This is a genomic window from Sulfurimonas sp. (genome assembly GCF_026196735.1).
Classification (GTDB): Bacteria; Campylobacterota; Campylobacteria; order Campylobacterales; family Sulfurimonadaceae; genus Sulfurimonas.
Genome location: NZ_JAPHUF010000012.1, coordinates 420,639 through 433,121, shown reverse-complemented (window position 1 = coordinate 433,121; position 12,483 = coordinate 420,639). Strand labels below are relative to the sequence as shown.

Here is a 12,483-nt window from a genome sequence, read left to right as displayed (position 1 = left end):
TCACTGTATTGATTAATTATTATACAATTAATAGGTTTATTAAATCACAAAAAGTGGTAAAGTTATCTCATTAATTTAGTAGGAGAGATATATGGCGGATTCAGTTGATGTATTAAGCACACTAAAGCTTGTATATACAATTTATGCTTTAGCAGCTATATCACTTATTGGGTGGTATGCATATCGCATTACACAAGATGGAGAATCAAAAAAAGTAGTTAAACCTGTCTACTTTTGGAGTTATGTAAGCGTTTTAGTGGTTATTGGAACTGGTTTACACTTTTTAACTTTCAATGTTGTGCCTTGGGTACCTATAGATTTAGACAGAGCTAACATAAAATCTGAAAAAACTTTTAAAATTACTTATGAGAATCATAAAATTGTTTTAGAAGAACCACAACTACAAGTTCCATGTAATGAATATGTTGTGTTTGATGCATATAGTAATGACTTGACTTATGGATTTGGGATTTTCAGACAGGACCATACAATGGTTACTCAGATGCAAGTAGTTGCTGATAATAGAAATGATTTAATGTGGAAATTTCTTAAAAATGGTACTTACTACATTCGTTCTACTGAGTATTCCGGTCCAAAAGGTACACAGATGATTATAGAAGATGCAATAGTAGTAAGCGGTTGTCAAGAAGACGACATCCGCTCTATGAAATAAGGAGGAGGTATATATGAGTTTTATGAAAACACTAATAAATGGAAATGATGGTGGTCTCAAGCACGAAGGCATGACACCTATGCAGAAAATTGCAATGCGATTTGTTGTAATTGGACTGTTATATTATGGTTTATCCGCCATAGAAGGTATGCTTATGAGAATGTATGAGATTACGCCTCTCCCATTTATTGATGAAACACACTTTTTCTCTATTATGACGGTTCATCCAATGGTTGGAATTTTTGGTTCATCTTATATGATTGTCTTTGGGGCATTTTTATTTTTAACACCATATTTAATGGAAAAACCAATATACTCTCTTAAAATGGCAAACTGGTCTTGGATAACTATTGGTAGTGGTACATTTGTTATGTGGTTGGCAGGATTTCTGTTTTCTTATGCACCGCTATATACTATGTACTGGCCACTGCCTGCTGATTCAGAACAGTTTTCTGCAATAGGCGGTATTGTATATATACTAGGTATTGTAAGCATTATGATAGGTACATTTCTATACACATACAACATATTTAAAACTATTATATATACACCTGATGGTTGGGAGCAACAACCGTCTATGGGACTTCTAAAGTCTGCTCTTGGAATTACGGCGATAGCTAACTTCTTTAGAAAAAAAGATACTAAACATTTAGTTCCGCTTCCTATTGCTGCTATTGCCAGAGGTACTATTGATGTTGGTCTTAATGCTATCGTTATTATGACTGCTGGAGTTTTAATCCTTATCTATTTTATAGGAAGCGGTCTAATGGGTCTCAATCTAGAACATTCATGGGTAGACGCTCTACTATATAAAAATATGTTCTGGTGGGGTCTAGATCTAGTCGCTGACGGGCTTGTCCTTATTTTTGTTGCCGGTACATGGTATTTGTTGGCAATGCTCATTTCAGGAAAAGATTTATATATGCAAAACATTGCAAGGGCTGCACTTTTCGTAGAAATGGTGGTTTCATGGACGGTATGGTCTCACCACCTTATGAGTGATCAGGGGCAGTCAAATTTTCTTAAAGTGCTTTCAGGCGAGGTTGTTACTGCTTTTGAACTTGTAACTCAAGGTATAGCTGTATTTATTGTTTTAACTACACTTTACAAAGCTAAACCACTTAAAATGACCAATGAATTGAAGTTTCTTCTTGGCGGAATACTAGGTTTCATGCTTGCAGTTCCAGCCGGGATTATTCAAGCTGACCTTGGTATGAATAGAATCTTGCATAATACTCAGTGGGTTATTGGTAATCATGCTCATGTCGCTATCTTAGTTGGTCTGACAATGACTCTATACAGTGCAATATATGTACTTTTTCCAATTCTAACAAACGGAGTAAAACTTTATAGTCAAAAACTTGCAAATGCTCACTTTTGGTTACATCTTGTGGGTGGAATAGGTATGGGCGCTTTTATGGGTATGGCTGGTATTGATGGAATGCTCAGACGAACTATTTACCATAACGGTGAATACAATACCTATATGATACTAGCCGGAATATGTGGTGCAATGATGTTGTTAGCCTTTGTTATATTTATGTATAACATCATCATGAGCATAGGTCTAAAAGGTCTATTTGGGATTTACAAAAAAGCACAAATAGATACAAACAATTGTTTAACACAACAAAAGGATTAAAGATGAGATATTTTATAAACATTAGCTTGGTTATTGCATTTGCAGTAGCTGCCAACTTTATTATCAAAGACAACGATGCAATGCTTTTAATGGCGATAGGCACAATAATTGCCGGTTTCTGGTATGCAGTTTTTAGTATTGTAAAACATGAAGAATTACGATATGCTAAAACAAGATAGGAAATTATTTCCTATCTTTACATCTAAATAAAAGTAACTAAGAAGTTTTTTTAGCCATGGACTTCTTAATTACTTCTATTATTCTCATAATGGTTAAAATTTAACCATATATAATTTTAATACCTGCTTATTTTTTAATCATTAAAATGTCATAAATATGTCAAATTTGTATTATAATTTTCCAAGAATAAATTACGGGAGATTTTTATGGCAGGAATAAGAGATTTAAAAGGACAAGGACATACACCAACATTGTTGATGGCTTTTTTGTATTTTGATATGAGTTTTATGGTGTGGACAATGCTTGGTCCATTGAGTACGGAGATTTCTGAAGCATTAGCGCTCGGCGGTCACATAATGACAGCAGGGGAAAAAGCGACTCTGCTTTCACTTCCTATTCTTTCAGGTGCAATTTTACGAATTGTTTTAGGCTTTGGTGTTGATAAGCTTGGTGCTAAAATGACAGCTTTAATGGCACAAACAGTTGTTATCGCAGCTCTTTTAACAGCTTACTTTATGGGTGAGAGCATTACATATAACGCACTGCTTGTAGTTGCACTTGGTCTTGGTTTTGCAGGAGCTTCTTTTGCCGTGGCACTTCCACAAGCCGGTCAGTGGTACCCACCCAAGTCTCAAGGTATAGTTCTTGGTATTGCAGGTGCCGGAAACATCGGTGTTGTAATAGACTTCTTGTTTGCTCCAAAAATTGCTGAGCTGTGGGGATGGGAATCGGTATTTTTAGTTGGTGCTATTATGGCTATCGTTACTTTCATCGCTTATGCTTTACTTGCTAAAGATGCACCGGCAGATATTTATACTGCTCGTCCTAAAAAGTTAAAAGATTACGGTAAATTGCTTAAAGATAAAGACACATGGTGGTTTTCACTATTTTATGCAATCTCTTTTGGTGGATTTGTAGGATTTGCAGGATATATGAAAGTTTACCTTATGAACACATACAGTGTTGACATGTCAGCGATTGGTCTTGATATTTTTGATGAAGCAAATGTAAAAGTTGTAGCCGGTTACTTTGGTGCTTTATGTATCTTCGCAGGTGCAGTTTTGCGTCCATTTGGCGGGGCAACTGCCGACAAACTAGGCGGCATTAAATCTCTATACATTTTCTTTGGTCTTGTTGCTCTTTTAGCAATGCTAAACGCAACTGTTGTTTTACCATTTTGGATTGCTATATTGGTACTGTTTCTTATTATGGCCAACCTTGGTATGGCAAACGGTGCAGTTTTTCAACTAGTGCCTCAAAGGTTTGCTAAAGACATCGGTATCATGACTGGTCTTGTTGGTGCAGCCGGCGGTATCGGCGGTACTCTTCTTATCAAAACACTTGGTTGGTCAAAGGGAACTTTTGATGGTTACTCAGCTGGGTTTATGATATTTGCAGGACTTGTTTTAGTAGCTCTCATGGGTATCTCTTTAGTTAAAACTAGATGGAGGACTACTTGGGGTGTTGCAGCTGGCGGTAGAATCTAAAACTATATAATCTAATCTCTTGTATATCTAGGTGCTAAGCTTCATCACCTAGATTTCTTCTTCTAAAAACATCTTACCTTGCAAATAAAGTGCTGATGTCATTTTTCCCCACTGTGAATATATATTTAACTTATTTTGAGGTATTTCATAATAATTGGCTATCTTATCAATAACATTTTGCTCAAACCGATGGAACTTATCATCACAATGGATCAATATCATCAACTCCAAAATAACAATTTTTTGACTTTTGGGAGTTTTTATTTTACTTAGAGTCTCTTCAAAATTAAAATCATTCATATTATACTCTATATTGTCAATCCCCATCTCTGTGCAATAATCCTCAATAATATCTTTCTCTTGTTTTTCAAATTCCCCATCAATATTGGCAACATAATAAGCAAGACCTAAAAAGGCAAATTTCTCTTCATTTTTCAATTCCATCAATAGCATTCTTTACCTCTTTTAATTTATATTATTATTGTTTTATTATATGCTTTAAAAACCAACATCTCCTAAACAATATCAAAATCAGTTATTTAAGCTTGATACCTATATAATATAAATATGAAATATTTATACATGTCAATCTTACTTAGTCTAACTCTCTTTGCTTTTGAAGCAAAAAAAAGTGAGCCAAAGTACATTGCATCTGTAGTTCCCAAAAAAATGAGTGTATCCGCCAAAAAAAAGCGGTTTTATGCACTTGTTGTTCCTGCTATCAATAAAGTATATAAAGAGCTTCAAGAGCAGTTTATAACTGTCTCAAAAGATATCAAACAAGGCAGAAATACTAAAAATATTGCTGAATTAAAAAGAATATATAAAGTTAAATCAGATAAAGAACTTCTACTTGCACTCAAGCCACATCCCCCGAGTATTGCCTTAGCACAAGCCGCGATTGAGAGTTCATGGGGTACTTCAAGATTTTTTACAAAAGCAAACAATACATTTGGCATATGGAGCTACAGTAAGAACAAGCCAAGAATAGCTGCTAAAGAGATGAGAGACGGCAAGAAAACAATATGGCTGAGGAAATTTAACTCTATTGAAGACTCCATAAGAGCCTACTATAGAATGATGGGCAGAGCCAAAGCCTATAAAGAGTTTAGAAAAGTTAGATTTGAAAGTGATGATGTTTTTAAAATCATTAAAAAACTAAACAGATACTCAGAACTTAAAGAAAAATATACCGTAGAATTAGCCAAAATAATCAGATATAATAAACTTAAAAAATATGACTAGAAGGATGAGTTTATGAATTTGAGAATAGTCCTGCTGGGATTAGTATTTTTTATTACTATGCCTCTGTTCGCCAACAGTGCAGTTGTCTTTATGTACCATCGTTTTGGTGAGACTAGGTACCCTTCCACAAATATCACTCTTGAGCAGTTTAAATATCAGCTTGATTATCTCCAAAAAAACGATTATAAAGTCTGGCCGCTTTCAAAAATTGTAAATCATATAATAGACAAAAAAACTATTCCGCCAAAAACGGTAGCACTCACTATAGATGACGCTTACATCAGCACTTACACGAATGCTTATCCTATGTTAAAAAGTAAAAAGTTCCCTTTTACTGTTTTTGTTACTACAAATCCCGTAGATAACAAATCCAAATTCTACATGTCATGGGAGCAGATGAGAGAGATGCAAGCAGGCGGTGCTGAATTTGCCAATCATGCACTAACTCACGAATTTCTTCTTCCTAAAAACACTGAGACAGATGAAGCATGGACAAAAAGAATTACCAAAGAGATACAAAGAGCACAGCAACGACTCCAAGAAGAGTTTAGCGCTGGTACAAATGAAAAGCCACGCCTTTTTTCCTACCCGTTTGGTGAGTACAATATGAAAATGGCCGAGTTACTTAAAAAGCTTGGTTACATAGGTGTTACTCAAACTTCTGGACCTATTGGAGAGTATAGCAACCTAAGGGCTTTAAGCAGATTTCCTATGGCAGAAGCTTTTGCGACTCCTGATGGCTTCACCAGTAAACTAAATACTCTGCAGATGCCAATAAAGTCTGTTTCACCGATAGAGCCGGTTCTCTCAGGAGAAAATCCTCCAAAACTTCGTATAAAGTTAGCAGAAGAAATCAAAAATATACAGTGTTACATGTCAAGCGGCAAAGAGATAAATGTAGAGTGGATTTCCCCAAAAGAGGTTGAAATTATTGCGAACACACCGATTGTACCGCCAAGAGACAGATATACATGTACCGCACCTGCTGGAAATTCAAAGTGGTATTGGTACTCTCATTTGTGGATAGCAAAATAATCAATCTTTCATATTATTGAGATTTTAAAATATAGACAGTCCTGTTTTATCTGTAAAAAGTTCTAAAGCTTTTGTACCGACTAAAGAGTTTCCCTGAGCATTCAGCCCCGGTGACCAGACGGCTATGCCCATGAGTTTTGGAACAACAGCGACTATTCCTCCACCTACTCCACTTTTTCCCGGCAATCCTACACGAAATGCAAAATCTCCAGAAGCGTCATAATGCCCACAGGTAAGCATAACCGCATTTATTCGTTTTGCTTGTGATGGAGTTATAAAGCACTGCTTCGTTATAGGGTCTGATCCATGATTTGCCAAGTAAAGCATAGAGCGAGAAAGCATTTTCGTATTCATCTCTAAAGCACAATGCTTAAAATATGTACTGACCACATCTTCGACTTTGTTATCAAGATTGTTAAAACTCTTCATTAGGTTTGCCAGAGCCAGATTTCTATGTCCATGCTCCATCTCAGAAGTTGAGACTACATCATTTGAGTTGATTGATAAGTCATCGGAAATCTCTCTAATAAACTCCAATATATCTTTACAAGCAAGCTCACAACTGCCAAAATGATTTATCAATGTATCTGTAACAATGATAGCACCCGCATTGATGAATGGATTTCTCGGCTTGCCATGTTCGTATTCTAACTGAACAAGAGAGTTAAATGGATTTCCGGACGGTTCACGAGAAATTCGTTTATATAAATCAGTACTAAAAAATTTCAGTGCCAAAGTAAAGGTAAAAACTTTTGAAATACTCTGAATAGAAAACAGCGTATCTGACTGACCTATACTGTGCTGAGTTCCGTCAAAAAGCGTAAGCGTCATAGCAAATTGGTTTGGCTTTACTTGGGCAAGCGCAGGTATGTAGTTGGCGACTTTCCCGTCATTTAACAAAGGGGCGATTTCTTCTGCTATTTCATTTAAAATTGATTGATAATCCATATCTCACACCCTATTTATAAATATATAAAACTATAACATAATTAATTTATGAAAAAGTTGTTTTATTTATAAACTACAACCCTGTTACGCCCCTCTTCCTTCGCTTTATAAAGAGCTTTATCAGCGCATTTATATATTTCATTTGGAGTGTTCATAATATTTGGCTGAACTACAATTATTCCCATTGAAACGGTTACATATTTACTTACTTCGCTCTCGCTGTGCTCAATTTTTTCATTTTCAATATTTTCTCTTATTTTGTTTGCAAAATCCAAAGCTTCCGATTCACTCATTCCACCGCACAAAACACCAAACTCTTCCCCACCGAGTCTAAATGCCATGTCCCCAGCTCTTTTTAAAGCATTTTTTAAATTTTTTGTTACCTTTGTTATTGCTATATCGCCGGCTTGATGCCCGTAGGTGTCATTATATGTCTTAAAAAAGTCAATATCCAACATTATCAATACTAGCGTTTGCTTTGTTCTTTGTTGAACTTTCAAACTGTTTTCAAATACTTCATCAAAATGCCTTCTGTTGTATAAACCACTCATGCTGTCTGTTATGGTAAGTTCTTCTATTTTATCGACATATTTTCTATTTTTATAATAAAAAAGTATATTTACATATATAACAAACAACATGGACATAAATCCGCCAAAAAGGATATAAGTCGAGTATTTTCTATTTTCTTTTAAAGATTTGTTTAAAAAAACCAAATTCGAGTTGTATAGTTCTATTATCGCTTCAATATTTTTTGTCATTAACTCAAAGGCTTCATTTGATTCAACAGTTATATTATTATCTAAGAGCCAACTTTTAGCATAATTAGTTATATTATTTTGTGCCTCTATCATTTTTTTATGATTTTTTTTAATTTCAACATGGTTTGGACTCTTGTACAATAAAAACAAATTTTCTTCTAGTTTATTTAATTTTTCTTCAATTTTGTCTATTTGTGTTAAAACTGTCTTTTTTTGATTTTGTGTAAAATTGCTATCATTTATGTTAGATGCTATAGCTCTAATCTGACCGTTATGCTCAATAATCTCAGGAAGCAGATAAATAATATTGTTAGTTAAGAGATAATCATTTAGATTAGATTTTAAAGGAAGTTCAAAAGAGTAAGATATACGATGAGAGAAGAACATAAATTTGTATATAATCTGTGTAAGTTGCTTAAAATCCATATTCTCCAAAAATTCGTCTTCAACAGAGTATAAAAACTCAGACAGCTCATTTTTTAAAGCGTCATCTTTAATCAAAACAAGTTTTTCTCTTAGTAGAGTTAAATTTTTTACAATATTTTCTCTACTTGTTTGCAATTTTTTTATAGATTTTTCATTTGGTTTTTCCAGACAAGCAAAACCTCTTGTTTTTTGAACATCAAAAATAATATTTCCAACTTCTTTGATTATACCAAGAGCTTCTATCTTAGAAGAGTGAACATCTATATCTTCTTGTACATGTATAAAAGCATATGAAAATATAAAAATGATGCTAAGTGCCGGCATTATAGTGATTAAGATAAGATACTTAAGTTTTTTAACTTCCATCAATAAAGAATCCTCTCACATCTTTAGCCGACATTTATTGAACAATAGACATTTAATACATGTAGAGTTTACCCTCATATAAATAAAACTAATATTAATTTCATAACTTAAATAAACAGTTTTTGATAAAATAAAAGCTTTTATAAATCTAAATCATAACAATAAAATCAAATATAATTTAACTAAGCTTTTGGTTTATATAGATTTAAGCAGTTTTGGCAAATCTTGGAGTTTTTTTATCTTGTAAGTCGCCTTGGAAAAATCATGAGTTGCTGTAAAGGCATTTTGAACTACTGCACAATCTATCCCTGCATTAACTGCGGCAGTAAGTCCTCTTTGAGAATCTTCGATAACAAGACACTCTTTGTGAGTGGCATTAAACTTTTTCATACCTGCGAGATATGGGTCTGCATACGGTTTAGAGCGGGGGTACTCCTCTACACAAAGTGTAAAATCCATAAATTTTACTATCTCTCTTTCATTGTGTATAAGGTCAAAATCAACCCGTCTTGAAGTTGTCACAATCCCAAAACTGTACTCTTTAGAGAGTTCTTCTAAAACATCAACAACACCATCTATCTCTATGGGCTGTGATGAGATAAACTCTCTGTAGTATATATCTCTGCGTCTACGCTGTTCATCAATGACATGTTGTTTATGCCCCTGCTTTTTAGCAACTTCCCAAGCAGTACCGCCTCTAGCCATTATCTCCATATAGACATCAAAACTAAGTTCGACATCTATCTCAAGAAGAGATTTTTTATTGGCTTCATAGTACCATTTTTCAGTCTCTACTAAAACACCGTCATTATCAAACAGAAGATATTTTTTCATCTATTTATCTTTTCTTATAAACACAACTTTGAGATAATCACCCTCTTTAAACTTATCATTAACTCTAAAATCTTTTGGAAGCGAGAAACTCTCCTCAACTCTGTACTTGCCTTTTAACTCTTTAAATGCTTTAAATATAAAGTCTCTAAATGTCATCATGCTAAAGTTTGCGGAGTTGGTTGAAGCGACTATGATACCGCCTTTGTTTGTTATCTGTATGGCTTCTTTTAGAAGGTTTACATAATCTTTTGAAGCAGAAAATGTATGCTTTTTGCTTCTTGCAAAACTCGGCGGATCAAGCACTACCATGTCAAATAACAAATTTTTTCTCACAGCATATTTGAAGTAGTTGAAAACATCCTCCACGATGATATCTTGGCTTTGGACATCTATGTCATTTATACGAAACTGCTCCTGAGTTTTAGCGCGGCTTCTGTTTGCCAGATCAACACTTGTAGTCTTGCTTGAACCGCCCAAAGCTGCAAAAACACAAAAGGCACCTGTGTAAGAAAAAGTGTTTAGCACAGTTTTACCTTTTGCGTATTTATCGCGAATTGTTTTTCTAACATCTCTTTGGTCTAAAAATACTCCGACCATCGGTCCATCGTCTAAATAGATGGCAAAGTTTGCGCCGTTTTCTTTTACTACTATGGGAGCCTCAGCCTTAGCACCGCAGACAAAATCATCCCCATCTATAAGATACATTCCCTTAGAGTCAAATCTCTTCTTTTGGTATATACCTTTAAAATCTACAAGAGATCTTAAAGCTTCTAGTATCGCCTCTTTTTGCTCGTATATACCGATGGAGTACCATGTAAGCAGATAAAAACCGTCAAAATAGTCTATAGTTAAACCGCCTACTCCGTCACCCTCACCGTTAAAGAGTCTAAAAGCTGTAGTACTCTCATCATCAAAAAAATCTTTTCTATACTTGATAGCAAACTCTATTTTCTTTTTAAAATACTCGACATCTATCTTTTCATCTTTTTTTGCACTCAGCACCCAACCATAGCCTTTATTTTGTATGCCGTAGTAACCTTTTGCAATAAATTTGTTTTTATTATCTACGAGGTTTATTATCTCACCCTCTTTTGTGACTTTAGACCAGTCTGAGATAGACTCTTTTGATATCAAAGGATATCCGTTTTTATACTCCTGGACAAATTCAGGCTTCACAAGCAAGTCTATCTCTTTATACATTTTTTTTACTCTCCAATCTGTCATACATAGCCAGCATATTGTTGTAATCTGTATGAAGAGTTGTATCTATAAGAAAATCATCCCCGTCAAGAATTCGCAATGCTTTTTGGACTTTTTCCTGTGTAAAGATATTATACAAAGCATCCTCATACTCTTTAAAATCAAGCTCCATCTCCTCCATTTTTGTCAACTCCACTATAATATGTCCCAACTTATTGGTTCCATATTCGAGCAGTTCTAAAGCTTCATCCATCTCTCCAAGAAGCAGATAAATCTGTGCCTTGAACTCTGACATGTTAAAGTTCTCTTTGAATATCACACCGATATATTTTTCCATATTTAAAGACTCTTCGAGCTGTTCAATACTCATGAGTATATCTTGCGGGTCATAATCTGTGAAGTTTAAAACCATATCACGAATCTCTTTGCCGATATTTTTGTTGTTATATATCAAATCTTCAATCGGATACACTTCAGAGATACTGGGAACTATCATCTGACAAGAGTAAAAACCGAGGTAGTCATACTCTCTTAGATAGCTCTCTTTTTTCATATTTTTTAAAATATTTATAAGGTACATGTACTCTTGCTCGCTCGTATTTCCATCATATAAAAATGGCGAATACTCAAAGCTTTTTTTAGCGCTCAAAAAGCCAAAGCCAAGTTTTCCGTTTGAGTCTACAAAATGAGACTCAAGGTTAAAACTATCCGCTACTAAACTCATATCAAAAGTAGGTACTTCAAAGGTGTCCAAGTTTTTTAAAGAGCGCCCCTGCATAAGCTCCGTCATAGTTCTCTCAAGCGACACCTCTAAAATCGGATGTGCACCAAAAGAGACAAAAAGAGTGGAATTGTTTGGGTTAATAAGTGAGATGGCTGTAACGGGAAATTTTCCTCCGAGTGAAGCATCAAGAACTTCTACGATGTAACCTAACTCTCTTAGGGCTAAGACATCTTTGTAAACTCTAGAAAATGATTTAACAAGTTCATCGGGAAAGGTTGGAAGTGCGTAGCCGTTTTTAATTATCTCTATCTTTGCATAACGCTCAAAAATCTCGCTCAGAGCTTGAACTTTAGCTTCTAAAGGCGTATTTCCTGTTGCCAGACCGTTACTGACATAAAGATTACTCAAAATATTTAACGGGATATACACTCTCTCTTTAGTTGTCTGATTTACAAATGGAAGTGCCACGACCTTGTCTTCGTAGTCACTGTTAAAGTCCACTAAATCATTATCACTTAGTTCTTTGTTTGGATTATAGATTTTTCGTAATTCATCACTCAGGTACTCACCGCCAAACTCAAACGCAAGCTCATCGGGATAATATTTTCTCTTTGGCAGATGAAAATCTATAAAAAAGTTATTTGTCTGAAGTCGCTCTATATACTCGCCAAGAGCACTTGCAACAGAGGCATCTAAAAGAATTCCTTTTCCGTTTGAGTATATATGATTTGGTGCCTCAACAGATGTAAGATTGACGGAGAAGCAGTGCTCTAGCGGATGTTTTTGCTGAGAAAAAGTCATCTCACATCCAACACCCCTTAAAACAGTTTTCATTTTTGCTATAGACTCTTCTAGGGGAGCATTTTTAGATAAAAGGTTCATTTCAACCACTCTCAAATTATTTATATTTATATAGTGTAAGTTTATCTAAAACTACCAATTTGATTGCTTTAGATTGTTAT

General features: G+C 34.7%; 12 protein-coding genes. 6 read left to right on the top strand and 6 right to left on the bottom strand.

Going from position 1 to position 12,483, the window contains the following annotated elements; genetic code table 11:
* The first annotated feature begins 91 nt into the window (after positions 1–91).
* The 4 genes from OQK60_RS08450 to OQK60_RS08435 all read left to right on the top strand — a co-directional run bounded on the left by OQK60_RS08450 (position 92) and on the right by OQK60_RS08435 (position 3,982).
* Entirely contained in the window at positions 92–673 is a 582-nt protein-coding gene (locus OQK60_RS08450; protein WP_297686004.1) for a cytochrome C oxidase subunit II, read from the top strand.
* Between the two features lie 13 nt (positions 674–686).
* The gene (locus OQK60_RS08445; protein ID WP_297686002.1) at positions 687–2,315 is read left to right on the top strand and encodes a cbb3-type cytochrome c oxidase subunit I; all 1,629 of its coding nucleotides are present in this window, start codon (positions 687–689) and stop codon (positions 2,313–2,315) included.
* Positions 2,316–2,317: 2 nt separating this feature from the next.
* A complete protein-coding gene (locus OQK60_RS08440; protein ID WP_297686000.1) occupies positions 2,318–2,494 on the top strand; it encodes a hypothetical protein in 177 nt (58 codons plus the stop codon).
* Between the two features lie 207 nt (positions 2,495–2,701).
* Positions 2,702–3,982 (top strand): MFS transporter, encoded by a 1,281-nt coding sequence (locus tag OQK60_RS08435; RefSeq protein WP_297685997.1) that lies wholly within the window; start codon positions 2,702–2,704, stop codon positions 3,980–3,982.
* Positions 3,983–4,030: 48 nt separating this feature from the next.
* On the opposite strand, the gene OQK60_RS08430 is transcribed toward OQK60_RS08435, so the two are convergent.
* Positions 4,031–4,435, bottom strand: a complete 405-nt coding sequence (locus tag OQK60_RS08430; RefSeq protein WP_297685995.1) for a TerB family tellurite resistance protein — start codon at positions 4,433–4,435, stop codon at positions 4,031–4,033.
* Positions 4,436–4,564: 129 nt separating this feature from the next.
* On the opposite strand from OQK60_RS08430, the gene OQK60_RS08425 reads away from it, so the two are divergent.
* Positions 4,565–5,227, top strand: coding sequence for a glucosaminidase domain-containing protein (locus OQK60_RS08425; RefSeq protein ID WP_297685993.1), 663 nt, complete (start codon positions 4,565–4,567; stop codon positions 5,225–5,227).
* Between the two features lie 12 nt (positions 5,228–5,239).
* Positions 5,240–6,262, top strand: coding sequence for a polysaccharide deacetylase family protein (locus tag OQK60_RS08420; protein ID WP_297685991.1), 1,023 nt, complete (start codon positions 5,240–5,242; stop codon positions 6,260–6,262).
* A gap of 24 nt (positions 6,263–6,286) precedes the next feature.
* Here the strand turns inward: OQK60_RS08420 and OQK60_RS08415 are convergent, their stop codons facing one another.
* The 5 genes from OQK60_RS08415 to OQK60_RS08395 form a co-directional block, all read right to left on the bottom strand.
* A complete protein-coding gene (locus OQK60_RS08415) occupies positions 6,287–7,210 on the bottom strand; it encodes a glutaminase (RefSeq protein WP_297685989.1) in 924 nt (307 codons plus the stop codon).
* A gap of 62 nt (positions 7,211–7,272) precedes the next feature.
* Positions 7,273–8,763 carry a GGDEF domain-containing protein gene (locus OQK60_RS08410; protein WP_297685987.1) on the bottom strand — a complete coding sequence of 497 codons (1,491 nt, stop codon included), beginning with the start codon at positions 8,761–8,763 and terminating at the stop codon, positions 7,273–7,275.
* A 195-nt stretch (positions 8,764–8,958) separates the two neighbouring features.
* Positions 8,959–9,597, bottom strand: coding sequence for an HAD family phosphatase (locus OQK60_RS08405; RefSeq protein ID WP_297685986.1), 639 nt, complete (start codon positions 9,595–9,597; stop codon positions 8,959–8,961).
* Positions 9,598–10,821, bottom strand: a complete 1,224-nt coding sequence (locus OQK60_RS08400; protein WP_297685984.1) for a class I SAM-dependent rRNA methyltransferase — start codon at positions 10,819–10,821, stop codon at positions 9,598–9,600.
* The gene (locus OQK60_RS08395; RefSeq protein WP_297685982.1) at positions 10,790–12,403 is read right to left on the bottom strand and encodes a YcaO-like family protein; all 1,614 of its coding nucleotides are present in this window, start codon (positions 12,401–12,403) and stop codon (positions 10,790–10,792) included. The genes OQK60_RS08400 and OQK60_RS08395 overlap by 32 nt, the downstream gene beginning before the upstream one ends.
* Between the last annotated feature and the right edge of the window lie 80 nt (positions 12,404–12,483).